Below are 24,274 nucleotides of genomic sequence, written 5' to 3'. Positions count from 1 at the left end.
GAGCATGGCCCGCTGGATGGTCACCTTCCTGCAGGCGCTCCCTCTTCGTCCACGTGCTGCGCACGTCGGCACGAGACGAGGTCACCGAGATGTTCTGCAAGCGCATGGCGGTGATCCACAAGAAGGGCCGGGCCCGGCTGGAGGCGCTGCGCGAGGAGCACCGCGAGGCGAGCGAACGGCTGATGGAGGTGTTCGGCGACGTCCTGCCCGCCGTCCGGGAGGCCGCCGGGCCCGGCGGCGCGGCGTCTGACGGCGCCGCCGACGACGAATCTGGTGCGCACGAAGACGACCCTGGAGACGGGCCGGCCGAGGCGGCCGTCAGGCAGACTGCGCTGACCGGCGAGCTGGTGCTCAAAGCCCTGGCCGCCGGCGGCGGGGTGGCGGCGGGGTGGCGGCTCTGTCGGCGTCGCACGAGGCGGTGGCCGCCCACCACGGCAACAACTACCTGCCGGTGTGCGAGCAGTACTACAAGTCGCCCCGGCTGACGTTGTTCGCGCTGGTGGAGGCGGTCGAGCTGGAGGCGACATCCGCCGAGCGGGCGGTGCTGGAGGCGTTGGAGTTCGTGCGGGCGAACCGGGATGCCGACCGCCGCGCTGAGGGGATCGAGGAGAGCGTTCTGGTCGAGCGGGACGGCCAGCAGGTCGTGCTGAGGATCGACGTGGACGCGTTCGCCGGGCCCTTGTGGAAGCGCACACTGCGCGACCGGCGCCGGCCGGGGATGCCGGCGCGACGCCACCTGGAGGTCTGCGTGTTCTCCCACTTGGCCGCCGAGCTGCGGTCGGGGGACATCGCGGTGGTCGGGTCGGATTCTTATGCCAACTTACATACCCAGCTGATGGCGTGGCAGGAGTGCGAGAGTCAGGCCGGGGAGTTCTGCGTTCAGGCCGGCATACCGTCGGATCCGAAGGCTCTTGTCGCGCATTACCGCAGCCTGCTGGCCCAGACGGCCCGCGAGGTGGATGAGGGGTATGCGGCGAACACCGACCTGCGTCTGGAGGGCGGCCGTCCGGTGCTGGGCCGGTGCGTGGTGACCGCGTTCGCCTACGGCGGGAACTTCGGCCCGACCGAGGTGGCCCGGCACATGCGCGGGATATCCGCGCACGAGATCTACACCGCCGGGAACAAGCACGCCGACCCGGGCAAGATCTACAAAGCCTCTGCGGACGTGGTGAACGCCTTCGCCGCGTTGGACGTCACGCAGGTGTGGGGCGACGGGTCGGTCGCTGCGGCCGACGGGTCGCAGATCGATACCTGGGAAGACAATCTCCGGGCTGAATCCCATGTCAGGTATGGAGGTTTTGGCGCTCTGGCGTTCCAGCTGGTGTCCGACTCCTACATCGCGTTGTTCGGCCACTTCATCCCGTGTGGGGTGTGGGAGGCGGTGTACCTGCTGGACTCGCTGCTGTGCAATGTCTCCGCCATCCAGCCCGACGCCATTCACGCCGACACCCAAGGCGGCGTCGCTGCCTGTTTTCGGGCTCGCGGCCATCCTCGGATTCGATCTTCTTCCGAGGATCAGGAACCCGCACCGAGGCGTTCCATGGCTTCGCCGCGCACCTGATGATCGGCGGGCAGCTGATCGGCCACAACGACCCGGACTACCAGGAGCGGGTGGTGAAGTTCAACGAGCTGATCTCCAACTGCGCGATCTACTCCACCGCCCTGGACATCACCGACGCCGCCAACGCCCTGGCCGCCGAAGGCCACCTCGTCGACCCCGACGACCTGGCCACCATCTCACCCCTGATCACGCGCACGATACGCCGGTTCGGCGACTGCATCGTGGACACCACCCCGCCGCAGAACATCGTGGCGACCAGGCTGGACCTCACCCTTCGCGCGCTGTTCCCCGCCGCGCCGGTGTAATCCTTGCTCTCCTTCGAGAGGTATTGCAGGGGCGAAGCCCTCCGGGGCCGTGGTGGTTCAGGGGTCGATGCCGAGGGAGCGGATGAGCTGGGCGAGTTCTGCGTTGTAGATCTTGTCGAGGGTGGCCGCGGGGGCGCGGAGGTGTCCGTAGACCTCCAGGCTGACGATGCCGTGCAGGTGTCCCCAGATGCGCAGGGTGAGCGCCAGAGCGGTGGGGGTGAGGCCGGGGAAGATCTCACGGATGGGGGCCAGGAGTTCGGTTTCGAAGTCGTCCCAGGTGAAGTCGTCAGGGTGCAGGTGGCGGGCGTGAGGCCATGCCGTGACGGCGATGCGGGTCAGGCCGAGGCAGAAACGCGCTTCGGCTTCGGCGCCGGCGCCGCCTTCGGGTGACAGGTAGCCGGGGACGGCCTCGCTGTAGATGAGGCGGAAGCCTTGCGGGTGGGCCAGGGCCCAGGTGCGGAAGGCGCCGCCCCAGGCGCGGATCAGCGCGGCGGCGTCGCCGGGCGGCGCGGCGTCCAGCGCGGCGTCGGTTGCATCGGCCAGGCCGGTGTAGACATCGCTGATCAGCGTGGTGACCAGGTCGTCGCGGGTGGCGAAGTAGGCATAGATCGCGTTGGGCGTCATGCCCATCTGCCGGGCGATGGCCCGCAGGGAGATCGCGCCGGGCCCGCCTTCGGCCATGAGGTCCATCGCCACGGCCTTGATCTCGGCGGTCGTCTCGATCCGCAGCCTTTCGCGCCGCCCCAAAGTCCTGGTTCCGTCCATGACCAGCAATTCTATGCCGTCACCACACTGGACAGAGCACATAAAATTCATGCCGTATAGTTTCCGCACACCACGCAGCGACTACGCCGTGGACGGCGCGCCACCAACCCTGAAGGAGTCTCATGACCTCCCTGAACATCCCCGCCGTACTGATCATCGGAGGCCGGGGCACCACCGGCAGCCGCGTTGCCGACCGGCTGACCGCCCTCGGCGGCGAACCACGGATCGGCTCGCGGACCGGCACCCCGCCCTTCATGTGGGAAGACCCTTCCACGTGGCCCGCGGCCCTGGAGGACGTCAGCGCCGTCTACATCGTGTATCCCGACCTGCTCGCGCCCGAGGCCGAAGAGCGCGTCGCGGCCCTGGCGCGCGCCGCCGTCGAGCGCGGCGCGCGGCGGCTGGTGCTGCTGTCGGGCCGCAGCGACTCCAACGAGCTCGGCCTGGAGGGGCTTGAGGACTCGATCAAGGACCTGGGCGCGGAGTGGACGGTGCTGCGGCCCGGCTGGTTCTGCCAGAACCTGGAGACCATGCACCTGCAGGACATCCTCAACGGTGAGTTCCTCATGCCCGAGGGAACCTTCACCGAGGCGTTCATCGACGCCGAGGACATCGCCGATGTCGCGGTCGCCGCCCTGACCGAAGACGGCCACCACGGCCGGACCTACGAGCTGACCGGGCCGCGCCTGCTCACCTTCACCGATGTCGCGAAGGAGCTGTCGCAGGCCACCGGCCGCACCATCATCCACACCCGCGTCCCCCTGGAGCAGTACCTCCAGACCCTCGTCGACGCCGGCATGCCCGCCGAACAGGCCCAGGAGATGGCCGGCCTGTCCGGCGGCAACCACGGCACCCTCGCCGACGGCGTCCAGCAGGCCCTCGGCCGGCCCCCGCGCGAGTTCGCCGACTACGTCCGCGCCACCGCCGCCACCGGTGTCTGGAACGCCTAGGCCCGCCGCCATGGACCACGCCATGGACCACGCCATGGACCAGCCGGACGGCACCGCGCCGTCCACGCGGCCCCGCTCCCGCCTGGCCGTCATCGCCCGAGCCCTGCTCGGCGGGGCGGCCGTACTGGTAGCGGTCTTCGCCGTGCTCACCACATGGCAGACCCTGGCCGCCGGCCACCCCGCCTATCCGCTCCTGCTCGCGGCGATCGCCCTGACCGGGATCGTGCTGCTCGTGCGCAGGGCCGCGCCTCGAAAGCCGGGACGGCTGCGCACCACCGGCCGGATCGGCGGCGCCGTCGTCCTCGTCCTGGCCCTGGCCATCGCGGCGGCCCTGCGGCCCTTCCCCTCCCGTGACGACGGCGTCGCCGCGGCCGCCTCCACCGGCACCGTCGAGGTCGTGCACCGGTGGGACGCCTGGGAACTGCGCCCCCGCGGCCGGGCCAGCGGCGTCGGCGTCGTCTTCCTGCCCGGCATGCTCGTCGACCCGCGCGCTCACTTCCCCCTGCTCAAGCCGCTGGCCGAACGCGGTGCCCTGGTCATCGTGCCCACCGCCCCTCTGGGCGTGGCTCTGACCGGCGAGCGGGAGGCCAAGCAGGCGATCGAGTCCGAACCCCAGATCACCACCTGGCTGGTGGGCGGACACTCCATGGGCGGCGCCGCCGCCTCATCCGTGGCCGCCAACGTCCCCGCCATCGACGGACTGCTTATCTGGGCCTCCTACCCCAGCGCCGACCTGTCGGCCTCCGATGTGAAGGTCCTATCGGTCCACGGCAGCAACGACCCCTACGCCGACGACGAGATCATCAACGACAACCGCGCCAAACTGCCCCCCGACACCCGCTACGTCCGACTCGACGGCGGAATCCACGCCCACTTCGGCGACTACTCCCAATTCGGAGATGGTGAACCCCTCATCGACACCGCCACCGCCCGCAACCAGATCACCACCGCCACCCAGACCTTCATCGACGAACTCCACCGGACCCGACCGTAAAGCCCCGCCGCCTCGCCACGGCCGCGCGGCCCGGCCGGACGTAGAATTCGACGTCGTGCCCCCTTGTGCTGGACGGGCTGCGCCGGTCAGCTTCGGGTGGCGGTCAGCGCGGGCACGAGCACCCGTGAGGGGCATGCGTCATGCCGGCATCGTGTTGCCGGAACTTGACACATCAGGCCTCTGCCGTGGCGACTCGGAGACGGTGGATTCCGGGTCGGGGCGTAGATCGGCTCGCCACCAGGATGTACGGGTGGTCACCATGTAGTCTTCGCCCCCGTAGAGAGATTCGTATCGGATCTCCAGCTCGACGCGTTGCTCGATAAGCGTTCGAAACGCGGTGTGCTCTGACGGGTCGTAGGCGTCCAGGCTCAACAGATACTCGATGTATCCCGGGGTGATACCCATGCCGTCGGCAAGCGCGGACGCACGTGGACGAGGCGTTATACCCGCCCGCGCCTGCCGAGACGTCGCCCTGTTCCACGGACCCAGATCCTCTCCGTCCAGCCAGACCCGGGTACCCGTGACGATGGCAGGACCCAGTCCGGTGTTCACGAGCCAGATGCCCGATTTAGCCCCTGGGACAGTCTTGAGCGTTAACTGGAGAAGAGGGCGAACCGTGTGACGGTTGTGCAGCCGCATCGCTCTTACCTGGTAGATGGATACCGCAAGCGAGGCGATGGCAATGACGATGGCGCTGATCGCGATGGCGGTTTGCGCGTCCATGTCGGCTCCCCGTCGCTGCCGGTGTTCTAGCTACGAACGTAGGGAGACCTCAGCGCACGGGCAACTGCGCTCGCAAGCTGCTTGAAACCGTGATGAGGCAACGGCGGCCGGCAGGGCCCGCGTCAAGCCGAGCCGGGCCGCCGTATCCGCGCCCTCTGTCAGGCAAGGGTCAGGCGTCGCCGGTCTCGCCGCGCAGGACTGCCGCGAAGCGCCGGCCCGGTGCCGGGTCCACGCCGAAGCGTTCGGCGTACCCCTCGTGGATCTCCTCCCACGAGGCGTGCGCCTCCTCCTCCGACAGGGCCTGGCCGGCGAGGTGCGGCTCCAGGCGGGAGAGGTAGGCGTCCCAGCCGGTGGCGGTCTGCGCCGAAAGCCCGAGGTCGTCAATGACGTGGATGAAGACCAGGCGGCAGCCGTCCCCTTCGGCGGCCAGGTCGAAGCTGTAGGTCTGCCCGGCGAAGGTCCAGGCCAGGCGATGGGGCGGGTCGGCCTCGATCACCTCGCCGGTCGCGCCCCCGGCCTCGAAGGTCTCGCCCGTGGCGGGCGTCCACTCGGCGGCCGCGGGGAACCAGGCCCCGAGTTCCGCCGGTACGCTGACGGCCCGCCACACGCGCTCGATCGGGTAGGCGAGGGTACGCTCGAAGCGCAGCGCGGGACGGCCGTCGATGGTTTCCAGGGTTCCGTGCCTCATGGGTTGTCCTCCAGGTGTTGTTCGAGGGCGTCGAGGCGCTGGGACCAGAGCACGCGATAGGGCTCCAGCCACCGGTCGACCTCGGCGAGGGGTTCGGGCCGCAGCGAGTACAGGCGCTGCTTGCCCTCGGTGCGCACCGCGACGAGTCCGGCCTCGCGTAAGACTTTGAGGTGCTTGGACACGCCGGGCTGGCTGAGATCCAGGCGTTCCACCAGCTCCCCGGCGGGCCGCTCGCCGTCGCGGAGCAGATCGAGGATCTGCCGGCGATGCGGTTCGGCCAGGGCTGCGTAGGCGCTCATGCACGTTCATATTGCCATATGGAAATATGAACGTGCAAGCCGCGGTGAGGCGATGATGAGGTTGGGTGAAGGCGCGGATGTGGGATGTTCACCGGTGTCTTGGCGCTCTGCCATCTGAGCTACCGGGACCTTTGGCCCCGGGCAGGACTCGAACCTGCGACCACCCCGTTATCAGCGGATAACCGATGAGCTTCGACCCGCGCCCCCACCGAACCGCACCGGCGGCCATCGGGCCGGAAGCGGGCACGGATGTGAGGGACGGCACCGGAGACGATCTTTGAAAAGATAACCGGCGCCATTCGACCCGTGCCCGCACCCGACCCGATGGAGGAGGAGGACGAGCGACGTACGAGGCAGACGTTAGCGGATGCGCCGGCCGGGCTCGATCGGTTTTCCCCCTCCCGCGCATGACCGGCGGCGGAGGGCGGGCTGCGGGGACGGGTGGCTGGGGCGGGTGGCTGGGGCGGTGTGAATACAGGGGCGTGAATACACTTGTCCAACGTGACTTCCAAGCCGCGTATCCCCAATGTCCTGGCCGGCCGCTACGCCTCGGCCGAGCTGGCCCGCCTGTGGTCGCCCGAATACAAGATCATCGCTGAGCGGCGGTTGTGGCTGGCGGTGCTGCGGGCGCAGGCCGAGCTGGGGGTCGCGGTGCCCGAGGGGGCGCTCGCCGACTACGACAAGGTCATCGGGCAGGTCGACCTGGAGTCCATCGCGGCGCGCGAACGCGTCTCGCGGCACGACGTCAAGGCCCGCATCGAGGAGTTCAACGCGCTGGCCGGGCACGAGCAGGTGCACAAGGGCATGACCTCGCGCGACCTGACCGAGAACGTCGAGCAGCTGCAGGTACGCGACAGCCTGCTGCTGGTACGCGACCGGGTGGTGGCCCTGCTGGCCCGCCTGGCCACCCTGGCCCAGGAGCACGAGGCGACCGTGATGGCCGGCCGCTCGCACAACGTCGCGGCGCAGGCCACCACCCTGGGCAAACGGTTCGCGACCGCGGCCGACGAACTGCTGGTGGGCTACCGGAGGCTGGAGGAGCTGATCGCCCGCTATCCGCTGCGCGGCATCAAGGGCCCCGTGGGCACCGCCCAGGACATGCTGGACCTGCTCGGCGGCGACACCGCCAAGCTGGCCGACCTGGAGGGGCGGGTGGCCGCCCACCTCGGATTCGAGCAGCGCTTCAGCAGCGTGGGGCAGGTCTACCCGCGCTCGCTGGACTACGAGGTGGTGACCGCGCTGGTGCAGCTCGCCGCGGCGCCCTCCTCGCTGGCCAAGACGATCCGGCTGATGGCCGGGCACGAGCTGGTGACCGAGGGGTTCAAGGAGGGGCAGGTCGGCTCCTCGGCGATGCCGCACAAGATGAACACCCGCTCCTGCGAACGCGTCAACGGCCTGGCCGTGGTGCTGCGCGGGCACGCCTCCATGGTGGGCGAACTGGCTGGCGACCAGTGGAACGAGGGCGACGTGTCCTGCTCGGTGGTACGGCGGGTGGCGCTGCCGGACGCGTTCTTCGCCTTCGACGGGCTGGTGGAGACGATGCTGACGGTGCTGGACGAGTTCGGCGCCTTCCCGGCGGTGATCGCCGCCGAACTCGGCCGCTACCTGCCGTTCCTGGGCACGACGAAGATGCTCATGGCGGCGGTGCGGGCCGGGCTGGGCCGCGAGCAGGCACACGAGCTGATCAAGGAGCACGCGGTGGGAGCGGCGCTGGCGATGCGTTCGCGCGGCGCGGCCAACGAACTGCTGGACCTGCTGGCGGCCGACGAGCGATTCCCGCTGGACCGGGAGAACCTGGAGGCGCTGCTGGCCGACCGGGTGTCGTTCACGGGGGCGGCGGCCGGCCAGGTGGAGGCGGTCGCGCAGGCCGTGGGCGAGGTGGTGACGGCGCATCCGGAGGCCGCCGCGTACCGTCCCGGCGAGATCCTGTGAGCGGGGCGGGCCGTTGATCCGGGAGTTGCGCTCACCGGATGAGCTGCGTGCGGCGTGCGGCGACGACGATCTGGTGATGTGGGCGGGCCAGGGGTTGCGCGGTGGCGCGCGGGCCTGGGCGCTGCACGACGCGGTGGTGGCCGGCAGTCCGCTGGTGTCGCGGCGGGATCGGCTCGCCGTGTGGGGTGGTACGTCGGGCGCGGTGCGGCTGGTGCGGCATGCGCTGGGTGAGCTGGGGGCCACGTACCGGCCGCTGGGGGAGACGGAGCTGATGCGGCGGGTGGTGGCCGGGCTGGACGGGGTGCGGGAGAGCGGCCGCTTCTCCTGGATGACCCTGCCCGGCGAGGTCGCGGACCCGGCAGGCCGCGACGGTGCCCCGCGTGACGATGACCAGCGCGACGGCGGCAGAGGTGCCGGTGCCGAGGTGGGTGCACGTGGCGGTGCTGATGACGCGATCAGCGGTGCCGGGATCGGTGGTGTCGGGATCGGTGGCGTCGGGTGGTTGGACGGTGGTGCCGAGGCGGAGGTCGCGGCGTTACTGGCGGCCGACGCGCCGCACTCCTACGCGGTCCCCGGGGCGTCGGGCGTGACCCGGTGGGCCGGCGTCCGCGTGGACGGGGTGCTGGCCGCGGTGGCGGCCGAGGCGTGGTCGGCGCCCACGGTGGGCCTGCTGGCCGGGGTCGCCACCCGGGCCGGCCTGCGCGGGCGCGGGCTGGCCGAGCGAGTCTGCCGGTGGGTGTCGGCGGAACTGGTGGCCGCCTACGGGCGGGCGGCGCTGATGGTGGACGACGACAACCCGGCGGCGATCGGCGTGTACGAGCGGATCGGCTACCGCCGGCGCCGGCTGCTGGCCTGCCACGTGACCGGGTGACCGGGTGACCACCCGCCCGGCGTGGGACGATCAAGGCCATGACCGGTTTCGTGACACCCCAGCAGATGGCCGAACGCACCCGCGCCGCGGTGGACGCCGCCGTCGGGGCGGGGCGGCGGCTCGGGCTGGAGGTGAGCGACGCCACGGTGCTGCACGACCTGTTCTCCGTCGTCGTCCACCTCGCGCCCTCGCCGGTGGTGGCCCGGATCCCCACCGTCCTGCCGCATTGGGCCGGCTGCGGCTCCCCGGCCGGCCGGCAGCAGGCGGAACTGGACGTGGCCCGCTGGCTGGCGGACCAGGCGGTGCCCGTGATCCCGCCCAGCCCTCTCGTGCCGCGCGAACCCGTACAGCGTGACGGGTTTTCGATCACGTTCTGGCAGTACGCCGAACAGGTCCGGGGCGAAGAGCCCGACTATATGGCGAACTGCGAGCTGACCGCCGGCCTGCACGCCGCGCTGCGCGCCTACCCGGGACCGCTGGCGTTCATGTCGGCGGCGGAACCGCAGGTCGTGACCGAAAGCCTGGCCTGGCTGCGCGGCCGCCCGGACCTCATCGGGGCGGCGGATCTGGACCGCGCCCGCCGCGAGTGGCAGGTCCTGGAGCCTCTTGTACGCTCACGCGCGGCGTTCGAGGCGCGTTTCCCGGGGATCGGCCTGCAGCCCGTGCACGGCGACTCCCCGCCCGCGAACATCTTCCCCGGCGTGGACGGGCCCCTGTACGCGGACTTCGAGCTGGTCATGCTGGGTCCCGTCGAGTGGGACCTGGCCGCCATCGGGCCCGACGGCGAGGCCGCCTACGACCGGGGCGCGCGGCGCCACGGGCTGCGGCCGCTGGACGCCGGCGTCATGGGTTTCGTCAACGCGGTGGGGATGTTGCGGGCCGTCACCTGTCTCGCGCTCGCGCCGCAGTTGCCCGTGTTGCTGGAGTACCTGGGGCCGGCCGTCGATGAGTGGCGGGCGATGGAGTTCGCCGGCGGCCTGGCGGGCTGACCGCGTTGCGGCGGGCTGGTGTGATCGGCGGGACCGATCCGCCGGCCACAGGCGGGCCCGGGGACGGCACAGGGTGGGCGCGGGATGGGTACAGGGTGGGCGCGGGGAAAAACCTGGTGAGGTTCGGCAGGCGCTCGTGCACAGTTGACGGCGTGATGTCCAACTATGTGCCTGGTATCGAGTTGTCACGCGCCTTCTATGACGAGGTGGTGGCGCCGCTGGTGTCCGGTGTTGCGCACAGCGCCGCGTTGATCGGGCCGGGGTCGGAGGTGCTCGCGTTCGACACGGCGCGATCGGTCGATCATGACTGGGGCCCCCGGGTGCTGCTGTTCGTGGCGGCGGATCGGGTGGCCGAGGTGGAGGAGAAGGTGGCGGCGGGGCTGCCGGAGCGGTTCGGCGGCTTTCCGACCGTGTTCTCCTATCACGGGCGGGTACGGCCCGGCGTTGCGGTGACGGAGCTGGGGTCGTGGCTGGTGGAGCGGCTCGGGTTCGATCCGCGGTCGGGGGTGTCGTTGCTGGACTGGTTGTCGGCGCCGTGGCAGAGACTGGCCGAGGTGACGGGCGGTGAGGTGTTCCGCGACGGCTTGGAGGAGCCGGGCCTGGAGGTGGCCAGGGCGGCGCTGCGCTGGTATCCGCAGGATGTGTGGCGGTACGTGCTGGCGTGTCAATGGCGGCGGATCGCGCAGGAGGAACCGTTCGTCGGCCGGTGCGGTGAGGTGGGTGACGAACTGGGGTCGGCCGTGGTGGGGACGCGGCTGGTGCGGGAGGTGATGCGCCTGGCGCTGCTGCTGAGACGCCGTTATCCGCCGTACGCGAAATGGCTGGGCAGCGCGCTGGCGCGGATGCCCGGGTCGACGGAGCTGGGGGAGTCGCTGGGGGCGGCGGTCGCGGCGCGGTCGTGGCGGGATCGGGAGGAGGGGCTGTCGGCGGCGTACGGGCGGGTGGCGGCGCTGCAGAACCGGATGGCGCTGGCCGAGCGGCTGGATGAGGGGGTGCGGGGGTTCTTCGACCGGCCGTTCAAGGTGATCGACGGGGACCGGTTCGCCGAGGCGCTGATGGCGTCGGTGTCGGATCCGGTGGTGAAGGGGCTGCCGGTGACGGGGTGTCTGGATCAGCTGGTGGATTCGACGGATCTGCTGGTGGCGCCGGGGCGGGCGCGTGTGGTGACGGCGGCCGCGCTGGGCCTCACAGCTTAATGATCTACGCTGTAAAGGGCGGGGGTATAGAGAAAACCCGCATCCTCAAACTCCGGACAATCATGCGACGAGGGAAGCGGCCAGATCTTCGACGCGGCTGCGCCAGGCGTCCATCGTGGTGGTGTCGCCGGTGTGGGTGACGATGAGACGGGCGCCATGGCCGGTCCCCTCGGTGAACTCCCAGCGGACGGCGCCGGCGGGCGTGCCGTATTCGAGGACCTTGCCGGATTCCGCGCGGGTGACGGGCCCCGCCTGCACGCCGGGGACGGTGAAGGGCGCGGGAGGCGGTGTGCCGGGGGCGGCGGCGGGGCCGTCGAGGAGTTGCCAGACGTCGTGCGCGGGGCGGGTGAGCTGGCGTTCGACGCGTACGGTGTCGCCGTCGGCGGTGGCGGAGGACAGGCCGAGGATGGCGATGAAGTCCTCGTGCAGGCGGGCGGTCCTGACGCGGTCGGGCTGGTCGGGCAGGTGGTGGGGGCGGTCGTCGAGGTGGGCGCGCAGGGCGGAGATGCATTCGTGCCAGCCGGCGGCGAAGCTGCCGGCGCCGTGGCGGTCGGAGAAGGTGTGGCTGAAGGTGAGCAGGGTTCCGGCGCCGTCGGGCTGGAGGTGCCAGCGCAGTTCTTCGTCGCCCCAGGTGTGGGTGAAGGTGTGGGGCGGGTCGTTCTCGGTGATGCGGCCGTCGGGGCCGAAGCCGTAGCTGATGTGGTCGCCGTCGATGGTGACCTCGGCGGGGAACCAGGCGGCGAGGTGCCGGGGCTGGGTGATGGCGCGCCAGACCTTGGCCGGGGGGTGGGGCAGGCGGCGTTGCATGCGCAGGGTGGTGCGGCCGTCTTGGTGGAGGGTGAGGGTTTCGTTCATGGTGCGGGGTCTTCTTCCATGGTGTCGAGGTGGTGTTCGAGGCGGTCGAGGGTGGTGTTCCAGAGTTTGCGGTAGGGGGTGAGCCAGGCGTCGATTTCGGCGAGGGGCTGGGGGCGGAGTTCGTACCAGCGGCGCTGGGCGTCTTTGCGGACGGTGACGAGGCCGGCTTGGCGCAGGGCGCGCAGGTGTTTGCTGGTGCCGGGCTGGGTGAGGCCGAGGTGGTGGCTGAGTTCTCCGACGAGGTGGGGGCGTTGGAGGAGGAGGTCGAGGATGTGGCGGCGGTGGGGTTCCGCCAGGACGTCGAAGGCGGCCATGCCCGGGAACATACCTGATTGGTTATATGTCCGCAAGGGCATGTAGGGGGGTCAGGGGGTGGCGCGGCGGGCGTTGGCGTGGATGGCCCGGCGCAGGTAGGCGGCCAGGCCGGGGGCGAGGGCGTCGTAGACGGCGGTGAAGCGCGGGTCGTCGACGTAGATGTCGCCCAGGCAGGTGTGCAGTTCGTGGTCGCAGGTGTAGAACCAGTGGTTGATGTGGCCGCGGTGGCGTTCGGCGATGTCCATGGCGGGGGTGCCGTCGGCGGGCAGGCCGTCCTTGTAGGCGGCGAGGAGGTCGTCGGAGATGGCGGCGGCTTCGGCGTTGAGGCGCAGCCAGTCGGCTTTGGTGTAGGTGGCGATGCGGCGGCGGCTTTCCTCGTAGCCGGGGGTGTGGCCCCAGCGGCGTTCGACTTCGGCGTCGTGGTCTTCGGGCCGGAAGTCGCCGAACACTTCGAGGCGTTCGGCGGGGGTGAGGTTGATGCCGTTGGTGCGGGCCTGGATGGCGCGTTCGACGGCGGCGATGACCTCGTGCAGGCGGTCGGCCTTGCGGGTGAGGAGTTCGTGCTGGCGGCGCAGGTGGGTGAGTTCGTCGGTGCTGGGGGTGTCGAGGATGACGGCGATCTCGTCGAGGGGGAAGCCGAGTTCGCGGTAGAGGAGGATCTGCTGCAGGCGGGTGAGGTCGTCGTCGGTGTAGCGGCGGTAGCCGGAGCCGGTGCGCTCGGTGGGGGTGAGCAGGCTGATCTCGTCGTAGTGGTGGAGGGTGCGTACGGTGATGCCGGCGAGCCTGGCGACCTGTCCCACGGAGAAGCTCATGGGTTCCAGCTTGCCGGGTGCCGACGGGACTTTCGCCCGCCGGGGAGGGGTCATGCTGGTGGGCGTGGATGAGGAGTTGCTGCCGATCGGGCAGTTCGCGCGGCTGGGCCGGTTGAGCGTCAAGCAGTTGCGGCATTACGACGAGCTGGGGTTGTTGCGGCCGGCGTATGTGGATGGGCGGACGGGTTACCGCTTCTATCGGGCTTCGCAGGCGCGTACGGCGTTGTCGATCGGGTTGTTGCGGTCGCTGGATGTGCCGCTGGCGGTGGTGGGTGAGGTGCTGGCGGGGTCGGCCGGCGCGCTGGAGGGGGTGCGGGCGGAGCTGGAGGAGGAGCTGGCGCGGCGGCGCCGGACGCTGGGGTTGCTGGAGCGGGTGATGGCCGGCGGGTTGCCGGCGGCCAAGGTGCGGGTGGTGGAGGAGCCGGCGCGGCGGGTGGCGCTGGTGCGGGAGGCGGCGTCGGGGCCGGAGGATCTGGGGCGGGCCACGTCGGCGGCGGTGGCGCGGCTGATGGGGCTGCGGGCCGGGGCCGGGGGTGCGGGGCCGGTGCGGCTGGTCGGGGTGTTCCCGGTGGATCTGGGTGAGGTGGTGGAGGTGGTGGCGTGCGTGGTGCTGGGGGAGGACGACGGGTGGGCGGCCGAGGTGACTGAGGTGGCTGAGGTGGGGGTGTTGCCGGGTGGGTTGTTCGCCTGCGCGACGCATGTGGGGCCGTACGACCAGATGTCGTTGACGGCGCACGCGGTGCTGGCGTGGTGTGCGGAGCGGCGGCGTGCGGTGCGGGGGCCGATCCTGGAGGTGTACGTGTCGGATCCGGCGGTGACGCCGCCGCAGGAGCTGGTGACGGAGCTGATGGTCGGCTTGATTTGAGGGGTTGGTAGGGGGTTTCCCGGTGAACGGGCACGCCCTTTACTGATCTTCATCGTGAGCTCTCCTCCCGCCCCCTAACACGCACGGACGGAGCCCTTCATGTCCGGATCTCTGACCGGCAAGGTCGCGCTGGTCACCGGCGGATCGCGCGGCATCGGCGCGGCCACCGCCCTGGCCCTGGCCGACGCCGGCGCCGACGTCGCGATCAGTTACGTCAACGCGGCCGACAGCGCCCGCAAGGTTGTCGACAAGCTGAAGGCCGCCGGTGTCCGCGCCGGCGCCTACCGCGCCGACCAGGGACACCAGGAGCAGGTGGCCGCCCTGGTCAATGATGTGGTCGCCGACTTCGGGCAGCTTGATGTCCTGGTGAACAACGCCGCCACTCCCGGGTTCGGCCTGATCAACGATCCGGCCACCGATTACGAGGCGCTCGACCGGCAGTTCGTCATCAACGCCGCCGGAGTGCTGGCCACGATCCGGGCCGCCGCCGCGGTGCTGGGCGACGGCGGGCGGATCGTCACGGTCGGCTCGGTGGTGGCCGCCCGGCCCGGCTATCAGGGTGTCGCCGACTACGCCGCGGCGAAGGCCGCGATCACCGCCTTCAGCAGGGCGGCCGCCCGTGATCTGGCGCCGCGCCGGATCACGGTCAACGTCGTGCAGCTGGGTTCGATCGAGACCGAGACGAATCCGGCTGACGGGCCGTTCGCCGATCGGCTGCGGGCGCTGAACGCGATGGGCCGGTTCGGGCAGCCGGAGGAGGTCGCGGCGGGCATCGTGTTCCTCGCCAGTCCCGGCGCGTCCTTCATCACCGGCGCGGTCCTGGACATCGATGGCGGTTATATGGCCTGATCGTGGCGGCTCAGCGCCAGACGGCTTCTTGGGTCTGCTCTCTGGCCGATCGCATCGCCGTGCGGATGTTGTGCACGAGGTCGGGGCCGGCGTTCACGCGGGGGAACGCCTCTGTGGGGACGCCGGTGCCGAGGAAGCGGCACAGCGGTTCCCAGCCCTGCTGTACGCGGTAGACCAGCAGCCGTTCGGCGGGTATGGCGCGGCGGACCTGCTCGTTGTGCCGGTGGAAGGCGCGCAGGCAGTGTTCCTTGTCGAACACGCGCCCGTCGAAGGCCGCGGAGGCGACCATGCCCAGGACGTTCTGCATCCGGGTGAACCCGGATGTGTCGGCCCAGTGGCGTTGCTCGTCGGTGAGCTGCTGGATGAAGGCGGAGCCGTGCCGGAACATCCGGGTGTGGCTGTCCCACCACTGTTCCGGGTCGCGGTCGGTGAGCAGGATCTTGGCGTCGGGGTAGGCCGCGGCCAGTTGTCTCCAGAAGTGGGCGGTGGGCCAGTCCAGTGCCGACCGGTACCCCTTGAAGATCACTTGCCAGTCGAAGGCGCCGCCGGCTTCGTGGGCGGCGAGCCAGTGTTCGCCGTCCGCGCATCGGCGCAGCGCCTCCAGGCCGTGGTAGCAGGGGCCGAAGCCCAGCCGTTCGAGTGCGGCCTTGACCGACATGGATCCGGTCCGGTGCAGGCCGACGCCGATGACCCTCAGTCCTTCCCGCATGGTCGCCTCCCGCCGATTCCCGTTCCCTCCGTCCTATCCGTGCGGCGCCGCAGCCGCAAGGCCGCTCCTTTGAGGCCCGTGGGGATGTGCGCCGTCATGCCAAGGTCAAAACTTCCTGTGGCTTCTTGACCTGGGCGCCCTCGTGCCGCGCACGGGACATACCCTGGGGGCGACGACGGGGCAGGGCGCCGCTGGGGAGCGTTGCCCCGGTCGTTGAGAGCTCATGACAGCGGTGATGACCAGCGCCTCCCGGGGCCGCCACACCGGCGCCCTCCCGGCCGAGGCAAGACGTTGCGCAAGGCACCGGCACGAGATCGACGGGAGGGACGCCTGATGCACGCAGGAGGAACGGCCGTCGTGGCCGTGGCGTGTGCCGGTGCCCGCCGGTCGGGTCCCGCCTGGCGGCGCGGGCCGGGTGATCGGTCTGGCGGGCTGGTACGCGCAGGGGTGCGGCGGTCTTCCCGGCCGTGTACGGCACGTGGACCGGCTGCGGGACCTGGAGCGGCGGGACCCGGAGTGGCTTCGGCGCCGGGCCCGGTTGACGGCGGCCGGTTGCCGGGCCGGGTGGCCGGGTGCCCGCGGCGCGCGGAGGGGTCCGGGCGGCGCGCTTCGGGGTTATTACCGCAGCCTGATCGTGTGCGGGCATACGGGCGGGCCGGGCCGGGTTCGGCGGGCAGGGGCCGGGCGTGCCGGGCCAGGTGCGGGCATCGCACCGTGCCCGTGGTGATGCCGACACCCGCGTCCATGCCTGTGCGCGTCGTGGTGCCGGTGACGGCCGGAACCGGAGCCAGGACTGCCGTTGCGGCCGCGTCCACAACGGGCAGTGCCGGCGTTAGCGGCCACGGAACCTTTCCAGGGGCCGGCACCACGGCAGGAGCGGGGACCGGGGCTGCCGCACAGGCGGAGCCCGGAACCGGGCACGACGGCCGGGAGAGGCAGCGGTCCGAGCACGACCACCGGCACGGCCTCTCCCCGCATCACCCGTTATTACCCTGGGCCCCGTAACACGCGTGGCGAACCGGCCGGATGAGCCGCGAACCCGCTGCGGGGCCTTCACAAGACAGTCCTTTCAGGGCCTGGGGAGGCGGCCCGCCTCTTTCCGGGGAAGCGGGCGCGCCGGTATTTCTATCGATCGTCGGTATAGAGTGGGCGTCATGGTGCGACCTCCGCTCACTCCCGAGGAACGGCTGCGTGGCGAGCAGCTCGGTTCGGTGCTGCGCCTGGCCCGCGGCGAACGCAGTATCGTCGAGGTCGCCGCCGCGGCCGGCATGTCCGCCGAGACTCTGCGCAAGATTGAGACCGGGCGTATCGCCACGCCGGCGTTCTTCACGATCGTGGCCCTGGCCGATGTGCTCGGTGTCTCCCTCGACCGTCTCGCCGTCCACTCCACGCCCGCCCCGGCTCCCTGACACACGCGCACACGCTTTGCCGCCGCGCGCACGTGCCGGGGGTGTCGCGTCGTGCCGCAGAGCGGTGACCATGTGACACCGCGTCACTGGTCGCTCCCGGCTGCGCGGGCGAATACTGGGCAGTGCCCGCCGCCCGGTCCCCGCGGCACGGTCACGGCCGGTCGTCACGGCTGGTCGTCACGGCTGGTGGGGGCGGCCACGCAGCAGCGGATGGGAGCGCATCGCCACCTCCAGCTCGCCCGGCAGCTCATCGCGGTAGCGGCCCAGGGTCGACAGGTCGCTGTGGCCCAGGACCCGGCGTACCGCGTCCATGTCCACCGCGTCGGCCAGCAGGTGCGTCGCCGTCGTGTGCCGCAGCCCGTGGGGTGTCACCGAGCGGCGCTGGTCCGGGTCCACCCGCTGCTGCACCCGGTCGATCACCGCCTGCACGTCGCCCCGTGCCAGCCGCCGTCCCCGCCACGACAGAAGGAGGGCCTTGCCGTCGTCCGGCCTGCCCGTGGCCCCCGGAGTTCCCGGAGCCCCCGCGTGGGCGCGTTCCTGCTCCAGGTACGCCTGCAGCACCCGGGCCACGTCATCGGGCAGCGGCACGTCCCGCGTCCGCCCGCCCTTGCCGAAGATCCGCCAGTACCGCACCCCGTCGTTGGTGAAGAAGTCCTCCACGTTGGCGCGTACCAGCTCCGACACCCGCGGCCCCATCGTGGCCAGCAGCAGCACGATCACCGCGTCACGCAGCTCGATGCGCTGATCGCGGCGTTTGCCCTGCTCCGGCGGTGTCCCTGGCGCTTCCTGGGCGGCCCCGATGAGGCCCCGGGCCTGCTCGCGGGTCAGTGCCCGCCGCTCGGCGCGCAGCCCGCCCCGCTGTTTGGCCGTCACCGTCGAGCGTGTCATCGGGTTGAGCTGCACCCAGCCCGCCAGGGTGGCGTGCTTGAACAGCGCCGAGATCGAGCGGCGGAAGCGCGCCTGCGACGACGGCGACTGTCCCGCCTGCCCGGCAGGGCCCTCGCCGCCGGAGGGGCGGGTGGTGCGGCCGTCCGGCCGGCGGGCGAACGCCAGCAGGACGGCGTCGATGTCGGCGCCGGTCAGGTCGTCCAGGATCGCCCGCTCACCGGCCAGCTCCACCAGCGTGGCCACGTCACGCGCGTACACCTCCGCGCTGGCGGGCGACAACGCCCCGGTGACGGTCTTGGCCCGCACCAGCTCCACATAGCGGTCCGCCGCCTCCGCCACCGTCACCCGGTCCAGTTCCGCAGGCCGCACCGGCGCCCCCTTTCCCTTGCGCGCAAGAAGATCCAGGGCACGACGGTAGCGGCCGCCACCGACAACAATCGTCAGATGTCGCGGAAGGTCTCGATGCGGGCCCCGAGCGCGTTCAGCCGTTCGGCCAGATCCTCATAGCCGCGGTTGATGACGTACACGTTGCGCAGCACCGAGGTGCCCTCGGCCGCCATCATGGCCAGCAGCACCACCACCGCGGGCCGCAGCGCGGGCGGGCACATCATCTCGGCGCTGCGCCACCGCGTCGGGCCTTCCACGAGTACGCGGTGCGGGTCCAGGAGCTTGACCGAGGCTCCCAGGCGGGTCAGTTCCGTCAGGTAGATGGCCCGGTTGTCATACACCCAGTCGTGGATGAGCGTCGAGCCCTGCGCCGCGGCCGCGATCGCGGCGAAGAACGGCACGTTGTCGATGTTCAGGCCGGGGAACGGCATCGGGTGGATCTTGTCGATGGGGGAGATGAGCTTGGAGGGCCGCACCGTCAGGTCCACCAGCCGGGTACGGCCGTTGGCCGCCGCGTACTCCCGGCCGCGGTCGTGGTCCAGCCCCATCTCCTCCAGGACCGCCAGCTCGATCTCCAGGAACTCCACCGGCACCCGGCAGATCGTCAGCTCCGAGGAGGTGACCACCGCGGCCGCCAGCAGGCTCATCGCCTCCACCGGGTCCTCGGAGGGGGAGTAGTCGACGTCCCGCTCAATCTCGGGCAGCCCGTGCACCGTCAGCGTCGTCGTGCCGATGCCCTCCACCCGCACGCCCAGCTGCTCCAGGAAGAAGCACAGGTCCTGGACCATGTAGTTGGAGGAGGCGTTGCGGATCATCGTCACGCCGTCGTGCCGCGCCGCCGCCAGCAGCGCGTTCTCCGTCACGGTGTCGCCGCGCTCGGTCAGCACGATCGGCCGCGTGGGGGAGACCGACCGGTCCACCTGCGCGTGGTAGAAGCCGCCGGTCGCGGTGATGTCCAGCCCGAAGGGCCGCAGCGCCGACATGTGCGGCTGCACCGTACGGGTGCCCAGGTCGCAGCCTCCCGCGTACGGGATCTGGAACTGCTCGGTGCGGTGCATCAGCGGCCCCAGGAACATGATGACGCTCCTGGTACGGCGGGCCGCCTCGGTGTCCATCGCCTCCAGCTCCAGCCGGGCCGGCGGCACGATCTCCAGGTCGTTGCCCTCGTTGATCCACCGCGCCCGCACCCCGATGGAGGCCAGCACCTCCAGGATCCGGTACACCTCCTCGATCCGCGCCACCTTCCGCAAGATGGTGCGGCCGGAGTTCAGCAGCGACGCGCACAGCAGCGCCACGCACGCGTTCTTCGACGTCTTGACGTCGATACTGCCCGAAAGGCGCCGGCCGCCCACCACCCGCAGATGCATCGGCCCCGCATAACCGAGCGAGACGATCTCACTGTCGAGAGCCTCACCGATCCGGGCGATCATCTCAAGACTGATGTTCTGGTTGCCGCGCTCGATGCGGTTGACCGCGCTCTGGCTCGTCGCCAGCGCGTCGGCCAGCTGCAGCTGCGTCCATCCACGATGCTGGCGCGCATCCCGGATGAGCCGGCCGATCCGCACTAGATAATCATCTGCCACAACAGGCAACCTTATCTCACATATGAGATGCGTCCGCGCCCGCGGTGGCCGACGCGCCGGACAACTCGCGATGACGCGCCAGATGCTCCGGCGTCGCCGTCGCCTTCACCTTCTGCACGAAGTCGCGCCGCGCCTGCCGGAAACCGCCCCGGTCGTCGAACATGTCGCGGCTCATCTCCGCCAGCTCCTCGGCCCGGTAGGCGTCCAGCGGCTTGCGCCGCTCATCGACCTCCCGCACCTGCCGGCGGCCCGTCAGCAGCCGATCGTAGCCCGGATCGGCGGCCAGCCGCTCGGCATACTCCAGGACCCGCCGCTCGAAGTCCAGCCGGGTGCCCGCCAGCGCCTTGTCGGCCAGCCCGCACTCCACCGCGTCCGCGGCGCCGATCGGCAGCGCCTGGGAGGTCAGCCGGCGGGCGTGCTCGCCGCCCACCCGGCGCGGCAGCACGTACGTCCAGTACTCCGACCCGAACAGCCCCATCGTCCGGTAGTGCGGGTTCAGCACCACCGAATCGCGGATGATCACCCGGTCGGCGCCCAGGCCCATCATCACCCCGCCCGCGCCCGCGTTCCCGCCGATCGAGGTGACCACGAGCTGGGAGGAGCAGCCGACGATCTCCCGGCAGACCGCGTTGATGGCGTTGATGTTCATCCACGCCTCCAGCTCCGGATGCCGCGACGCCTCGATCACGTTCAGGTGGATGCCGTTGGAGAAGACCTCCCCGCCGCGCACCACCAGCACCCGCGTGTCCTGCGAGGCCGCGTACCGCAGCGCCGAGGACAGCCGCCGGCACTGCTCGGTCGACATCGCGCCGTTGTAGAAGTCGAAGCTCACCACCCCGACGCCCTCGCTGCGGTCGTAGGTGATCTCGCTGTAGCCCGAGCGCTGCGGCACCTCCGCCACCAGCTCGCCCAGCGCCATCGTGGCGGGCAGCTTGATCGCGCCCTCCTGCTCCAGCCGCACGTGCCCGACCCAGATGCTGCCGTCGCCGGTGTGCACCAGCACCGCGCCCTCACGCCGCGCCGCCACCCGGCCCGGTGTGCCCGTCAGGTCCGGCCCCCGATAGACGTCGAACACCCGTACCGGCTGCTCACACAGCGACACGCGGCCGCCCGGCGCCCCGTCGGCGGCCCGCACCCGCCGCAGGATGTCCTCGGTCGGCTCCTCCCAGGAGAACTCCCGGTCCGAATGCCGCATCGCCCGCCGCAGCCGGCCGCGCACCTCGGGGGAGCGGTAGTCCAGCGGCTCCGGCACGAACGACGCGTCGCCCGCCTTGGCCGCCACCTCCATCACCAGCTCGGCCGCCGCGTCGGCGACCGGCCCGTTGTACAGGGCGGACTTGCGCGGCGCCTCACCGTGCGCCGAGAGCGGCATCGGGAAGGTCCGGTATCCCCAGATGGGGCCGGCGTCCATCTCCTCCACCGCCTGCAGCGCGGTCACGCCCCACTCGCTCTCACCGTCGGTGATCGCCCAGTCCAGCGAGGACGGCCCCCGGTCCCCGGGCGGCCCCGGGTGGATGATCACCGTACGGTGGTTGCGCCACAACTCCGACGGCACCCGCTCCTTCAGGAACGGGCAGATGATCACATCCGGTTTGGCCAGCTCGGCCGCCTCCGTCATCGCCTCGGGGGAGACGGCCAGCTCCACCAGGACGTCGTGGCCGGCCCGCCGCAACTCCAGCCAGGCACGCTGGGTCAGGCCGTTGAAGGAGGAGCACAGCAGCAAGATACGCAACGCGGGACTTCTTTCCGGGGCGGTGGAGCGGACGGGGTCGGAGCGGGGCAACTACCAGCCGGAAAACGGGCAAAACCACGCATCCCAGACATTAATGGCAGTCCCATTTGACCCATACATGCCCTTGATGCTGACACGAAACATCTACTCCTCGTGACGGTTCCCCGCAAAAAGCCGCCCCGACCAGCCCTAATTGACCCGAATTGCCCGAAAAGTTCCGGCTGTGCGGGGCGACAGAAACCCACCCCGCACACCACCACCCCCGCCCGAAAACCCCCCACACCCCAAGAGGGGGCACCCAGGCGGGAGAGGAAGCCCGGACACCCCCCGGGGAACGACCCGGCCCCCTCACAAGGACCACGCCACCCCCACACACCGGCCGGCAACAGCGGCCGACACCCCCAGCATCACCCCCCGCCCCGCCACCCCGAGTCACGCCCAGGCCACAACTCCCCGACAGCCCCTTGAACCAACCCACCCCAACGACGATCCAAACCCGCCACCCCACCCCGGCTTCCCACCACCCCAACAACCCTTGAACCCGCCATCACCCACCCATGCCCTCCACCACCACCCCCCGCACCACGCCAAAACCCCCGACCGGCCACCCGCACCCCGCATGCCCGAACCCCGCCCAGGGAATACACCCCCAGCCCACCACCAGCGGCCCCAGCCCACCCAACACCCCGGGAGACGCGACCCACCATGGACACCACCCCCACCCAGGCCGGCCGCTCACTCGCCAACCCCACCACCTACACCAACGAAACCCACCTCCACCACGCACTCACCCACCTACGCCACCACGCACCCATCCACCACGTCCAAGCCCCCGGCTACACCCCCTTCTGGGCCATCACCCGCCACGCCGACATCCTCGACATCGAACGCGACCACACCCTCTGGCGCAACGCACCCCGCCCCGTCCTGCGCACCACCGACCTCGACACCGCACTCCACACCCGCACCACCCGCGGAACCGGACTCAAAAGCCTCGTCCACATGGACGACCCCGAACACCGCCCCCTGCGCGCCATCGCCGCCGACTACTTCCGCCCCAAAGCCATGCGCGCCCTCCAACCCCGCATCCACCACCTCGCCGCACGCCACATCACCACCATGGCCGAACACGGCACCACCTGCGACTTCGCCCGCGACATCGCCGCCCCCTACCCCCTCTACGCCATCCTCACCCTCCTCGGCCTCCCCGAATCCGACTTCCCCCGCATGCTCCGCCTCACCCAGCAACTCTTCGGCCAGAACGACAAAGACACCGGACGCGGCACCGGCACCCCCCACGACCACACCTCAGTCCTGGAAGACCTCTTCACCTACTTCCGCGACCTCACCGCACAACGCCGCGCCCACCCCACCGACGACCTCGCCTCCCACATCGCCACCGCCCACATCGACGGCCACCCCCTGCCCGACAACCTCGCCATCTCCTACTACATCCTCATCGCCACCGCAGGCCACGACACCACCAGCTCCACCATCGCCGGCGGCCTCGAAGCACTCATCCGCCACCCCGAACAACTCCACCGCCTCCGCCAAAACCCCGCACTCCTGCCCACCGCCGTCGAAGAGATGATCCGCTGGGTCAGCCCCGTCAAATCCTTCATGCGCACCGCCGCCACCGACACCCACATCAACGGCACCCCCATCAGCCGCGGCGAATCGGTCCTGCTCGCCTACCCCTCGGCCAACCGCGACGAGAGTGTCTTCCCCGACCCCTTCCGCTTCGACGTCGCCCGCCACCCCAACCCGCACCTCGCCTTCGGCCACGGCGTGCACTTCTGCCTGGGCGCCGCGCTGGCCCGCATGCAGGCCAGCGCCCTGTTCGCCGAACTCGTCCCCAGGCTGGCCGGCATCGAACTCGACGGCGAACCCGCCTGGATCGCCACCACCTTCGTCGGCGGCCTCAAACGCCTGCCCATCCGCTACACCCTCACCTGACCTGCGGGGGAGGGACCCCACCACCTGTCGCCGTACGGACGCGCAGAGTGATCGAGGTGAAAACCTGTGAGGCCGGACGCGCCGCACGCGCGAGCTTGCGGGGGTGAGGCGTGCACGGCTCGGCCGCAGCGCGGAAGCGTTCAAGGTGCACTCAGAGTGACGCTGAACCCATTTCTCTTACTGTCCGATACCAGACAGAATCCAGCTTCTGTCTGGTATCGGATATGAAGCGAAGTTTGTGGTGATTTCGGGGTGGGGGTGGTCCGGGATCTTTGCCGGGCGTCCGGGCATAGGCCGGTGGAGGCTGAGGGCCCTGCGTGGGCAGGGGAGGTCATAAACGGTTGACGAAGCGGGCCGCGGCGCGCTGGCTCATGCCGGTTTCGCCGCGTACGAGGAAGACGGCTTCCTGGATCCGGCCGAGCGCTTTGAGTTCGCGCGCCTGGTCGACGAGGTCGATGCTGACGCCGGGCCGGTTGCGTGGGCGGTGCGTGAGCCGGGTGGCCAGGATGATCAGCCAGATGGCGGCGGCGGTGACGACGGCGGTGAGGGCGACGATGCTGGGTGTGGCGATCTGGAGGGCGGTGAGCATGGTGGGCGTCTGCCCGGGTGTTGGTCGTTTATGCGGGACCTGTCTGGTTGCTCGA

At 70.7% G+C, this 24,274-nt stretch carries 25 protein-coding genes; 13 read left to right on the top strand and 12 right to left on the bottom strand.

All coding sequences use genetic code 11. The features are described 5' to 3' along the window. The first annotated feature begins 53 nt into the window (after positions 1–53). The 3 genes from AB0I81_RS29570 to AB0I81_RS29560 are packed head-to-tail and all read left to right on the top strand — an operon-like array spanning position 54 to position 1,866. Positions 54–485 carry a hypothetical protein gene (locus AB0I81_RS29570; protein ID WP_360663035.1) on the top strand — a complete coding sequence of 144 codons (432 nt, stop codon included), beginning with the start codon at positions 54–56 and terminating at the stop codon, positions 483–485. Next, positions 389–1,561 carry a Tn3 family transposase gene (locus AB0I81_RS29565; protein WP_360663033.1) on the top strand — a complete coding sequence of 391 codons (1,173 nt, stop codon included), beginning with the start codon at positions 389–391 and terminating at the stop codon, positions 1,559–1,561. The genes AB0I81_RS29570 and AB0I81_RS29565 overlap by 97 nt, the downstream gene beginning before the upstream one ends. Beyond that, positions 1,561–1,866: a Tn3 family transposase gene (locus AB0I81_RS29560; protein WP_360663031.1), complete on the top strand. Its 306-nt coding sequence runs from the start codon at positions 1,561–1,563 to the stop codon at positions 1,864–1,866. Before AB0I81_RS29565 ends, AB0I81_RS29560 begins: the two co-directional genes overlap by 1 nt. Before the next feature lie 57 nt (positions 1,867–1,923). On the opposite strand, the gene AB0I81_RS29555 is transcribed toward AB0I81_RS29560, so the two are convergent. After that, positions 1,924–2,631 (bottom strand): TetR/AcrR family transcriptional regulator, encoded by a 708-nt coding sequence (locus AB0I81_RS29555; protein WP_360663029.1) that lies wholly within the window; start codon positions 2,629–2,631, stop codon positions 1,924–1,926. A 122-nt stretch (positions 2,632–2,753) separates the two neighbouring features. On the opposite strand from AB0I81_RS29555, the gene AB0I81_RS29550 reads away from it, so the two are divergent. Together AB0I81_RS29550 and AB0I81_RS29545 are read left to right on the top strand one after the other, a co-directional pair. Beyond that, complete coding sequence (locus AB0I81_RS29550; protein WP_360663027.1) at positions 2,754–3,578, top strand: NmrA family transcriptional regulator; 825 nt, start codon at positions 2,754–2,756, stop codon at positions 3,576–3,578. 10 nt (positions 3,579–3,588) lie between these two features. Continuing rightward, positions 3,589–4,572 (top strand): alpha/beta hydrolase, encoded by a 984-nt coding sequence (locus AB0I81_RS29545; protein WP_360663025.1) that lies wholly within the window; start codon positions 3,589–3,591, stop codon positions 4,570–4,572. Between the two features lie 138 nt (positions 4,573–4,710). Here AB0I81_RS29545 and AB0I81_RS29540 read toward each other — a convergent pair whose 3' ends face one another. From AB0I81_RS29540 to AB0I81_RS29530, 3 genes are all read right to left on the bottom strand, one after another. After that, positions 4,711–5,295: a hypothetical protein gene (locus tag AB0I81_RS29540; RefSeq protein WP_360663023.1), complete on the bottom strand. Its 585-nt coding sequence runs from the start codon at positions 5,293–5,295 to the stop codon at positions 4,711–4,713. A gap of 169 nt (positions 5,296–5,464) precedes the next feature. Then, a complete protein-coding gene (locus AB0I81_RS29535) occupies positions 5,465–5,983 on the bottom strand; it encodes an SRPBCC domain-containing protein (protein ID WP_360663021.1) in 519 nt (172 codons plus the stop codon). Beyond that, the gene (locus AB0I81_RS29530) at positions 5,980–6,282 is read right to left on the bottom strand and encodes a metalloregulator ArsR/SmtB family transcription factor (RefSeq protein ID WP_360663019.1); all 303 of its coding nucleotides are present in this window, start codon (positions 6,280–6,282) and stop codon (positions 5,980–5,982) included. The genes AB0I81_RS29535 and AB0I81_RS29530 overlap by 4 nt, the downstream gene beginning before the upstream one ends. A 501-nt stretch (positions 6,283–6,783) precedes the next feature. On the opposite strand from AB0I81_RS29530, the gene purB reads away from it, so the two are divergent. The 4 genes from purB (at position 6,784) to AB0I81_RS29510 (ending at position 11,270) form a co-directional block, all read left to right on the top strand. Beyond that, positions 6,784–8,214: an adenylosuccinate lyase gene (gene purB / locus AB0I81_RS29525; protein ID WP_360663017.1), complete on the top strand. Its 1,431-nt coding sequence runs from the start codon at positions 6,784–6,786 to the stop codon at positions 8,212–8,214. A 13-nt stretch (positions 8,215–8,227) separates the two neighbouring features. Beyond that, positions 8,228–9,085: a GNAT family N-acetyltransferase gene (locus AB0I81_RS29520; protein WP_360663016.1), complete on the top strand. Its 858-nt coding sequence runs from the start codon at positions 8,228–8,230 to the stop codon at positions 9,083–9,085. A 38-nt stretch (positions 9,086–9,123) separates the two neighbouring features. Beyond that, complete coding sequence (locus AB0I81_RS29515) at positions 9,124–10,074, top strand: phosphotransferase (protein ID WP_360663014.1); 951 nt, start codon at positions 9,124–9,126, stop codon at positions 10,072–10,074. A gap of 155 nt (positions 10,075–10,229) precedes the next feature. Next, the gene (locus AB0I81_RS29510) at positions 10,230–11,270 is read left to right on the top strand and encodes a DUF4037 domain-containing protein (RefSeq protein WP_360663587.1); all 1,041 of its coding nucleotides are present in this window, start codon (positions 10,230–10,232) and stop codon (positions 11,268–11,270) included. Positions 11,271–11,330: 60 nt separating this feature from the next. Here AB0I81_RS29510 and AB0I81_RS29505 read toward each other — a convergent pair whose 3' ends face one another. The 3 genes from AB0I81_RS29505 to AB0I81_RS29495 are packed head-to-tail and all read right to left on the bottom strand — an operon-like array spanning position 11,331 to position 13,252. Then, the gene (locus tag AB0I81_RS29505; RefSeq protein ID WP_360663012.1) at positions 11,331–12,125 is read right to left on the bottom strand and encodes an SRPBCC domain-containing protein; all 795 of its coding nucleotides are present in this window, start codon (positions 12,123–12,125) and stop codon (positions 11,331–11,333) included. After that, a complete protein-coding gene (locus tag AB0I81_RS29500; protein ID WP_360663010.1) occupies positions 12,122–12,439 on the bottom strand; it encodes a metalloregulator ArsR/SmtB family transcription factor in 318 nt (105 codons plus the stop codon). The genes AB0I81_RS29505 and AB0I81_RS29500 overlap by 4 nt, the downstream gene beginning before the upstream one ends. Before the next feature lie 51 nt (positions 12,440–12,490). Next, positions 12,491–13,252, bottom strand: a complete 762-nt coding sequence (locus tag AB0I81_RS29495) for a MerR family transcriptional regulator (RefSeq protein ID WP_360663008.1) — start codon at positions 13,250–13,252, stop codon at positions 12,491–12,493. On the opposite strand from AB0I81_RS29495, the gene AB0I81_RS29490 reads away from it, so the two are divergent. Both AB0I81_RS29490 and AB0I81_RS29485 read left to right on the top strand, forming a co-directional pair. After that, entirely contained in the window at positions 13,251–14,117 is an 867-nt protein-coding gene (locus AB0I81_RS29490; protein ID WP_360663006.1) for a MerR family transcriptional regulator, read from the top strand. The genes AB0I81_RS29495 and AB0I81_RS29490 overlap by 2 nt on opposite strands. Positions 14,118–14,216: 99 nt before the next feature. Continuing rightward, complete coding sequence (locus tag AB0I81_RS29485; RefSeq protein ID WP_360663004.1) at positions 14,217–14,966, top strand: SDR family oxidoreductase; 750 nt, start codon at positions 14,217–14,219, stop codon at positions 14,964–14,966. Between the two features lie 10 nt (positions 14,967–14,976). Here AB0I81_RS29485 and AB0I81_RS29480 read toward each other — a convergent pair whose 3' ends face one another. After that, a complete protein-coding gene (locus tag AB0I81_RS29480) occupies positions 14,977–15,675 on the bottom strand; it encodes a sulfotransferase family protein (protein WP_360663003.1) in 699 nt (232 codons plus the stop codon). A 1,154-nt stretch (positions 15,676–16,829) separates the two neighbouring features. Between AB0I81_RS29480 and AB0I81_RS29475 the strand changes: the two genes are divergently transcribed. Next, positions 16,830–17,084 (top strand): helix-turn-helix transcriptional regulator, encoded by a 255-nt coding sequence (locus AB0I81_RS29475; protein ID WP_360663001.1) that lies wholly within the window; start codon positions 16,830–16,832, stop codon positions 17,082–17,084. A 177-nt stretch (positions 17,085–17,261) separates the two neighbouring features. Here AB0I81_RS29475 and AB0I81_RS29470 read toward each other — a convergent pair whose 3' ends face one another. The 3 genes from AB0I81_RS29470 to AB0I81_RS29460 all read right to left on the bottom strand — a co-directional run bounded on the left by AB0I81_RS29470 (position 17,262) and on the right by AB0I81_RS29460 (position 21,674). After that, positions 17,262–18,341 carry a tyrosine-type recombinase/integrase gene (locus tag AB0I81_RS29470; RefSeq protein WP_360662999.1) on the bottom strand — a complete coding sequence of 360 codons (1,080 nt, stop codon included), beginning with the start codon at positions 18,339–18,341 and terminating at the stop codon, positions 17,262–17,264. Between the two features lie 71 nt (positions 18,342–18,412). Beyond that, positions 18,413–19,942, bottom strand: coding sequence for a UDP-N-acetylglucosamine 1-carboxyvinyltransferase (locus AB0I81_RS29465; RefSeq protein ID WP_360662997.1), 1,530 nt, complete (start codon positions 19,940–19,942; stop codon positions 18,413–18,415). 16 nt (positions 19,943–19,958) lie between these two features. Then, positions 19,959–21,674: an enoyl-CoA hydratase-related protein gene (locus tag AB0I81_RS29460; protein ID WP_360662996.1), complete on the bottom strand. Its 1,716-nt coding sequence runs from the start codon at positions 21,672–21,674 to the stop codon at positions 19,959–19,961. Positions 21,675–22,379: 705 nt separating this feature from the next. Between AB0I81_RS29460 and AB0I81_RS29455 the strand changes: the two genes are divergently transcribed. Continuing rightward, positions 22,380–23,630 carry a cytochrome P450 gene (locus tag AB0I81_RS29455; protein ID WP_360662994.1) on the top strand — a complete coding sequence of 417 codons (1,251 nt, stop codon included), beginning with the start codon at positions 22,380–22,382 and terminating at the stop codon, positions 23,628–23,630. A 331-nt stretch (positions 23,631–23,961) separates the two neighbouring features. Here AB0I81_RS29455 and AB0I81_RS29450 read toward each other — a convergent pair whose 3' ends face one another. Next, positions 23,962–24,219, bottom strand: coding sequence for a hypothetical protein (locus AB0I81_RS29450; RefSeq protein WP_360662992.1), 258 nt, complete (start codon positions 24,217–24,219; stop codon positions 23,962–23,964). Positions 24,220–24,274: the final 55 nt, after the last annotated feature.

This window comes from Nonomuraea sp. NPDC050404 (genome assembly GCF_040655495.1).
Classification (GTDB): Bacteria; Actinomycetota; Actinomycetes; order Streptosporangiales; family Streptosporangiaceae; genus Nonomuraea.
This window is presented reverse-complemented; position numbering and strand designations above follow the sequence as displayed.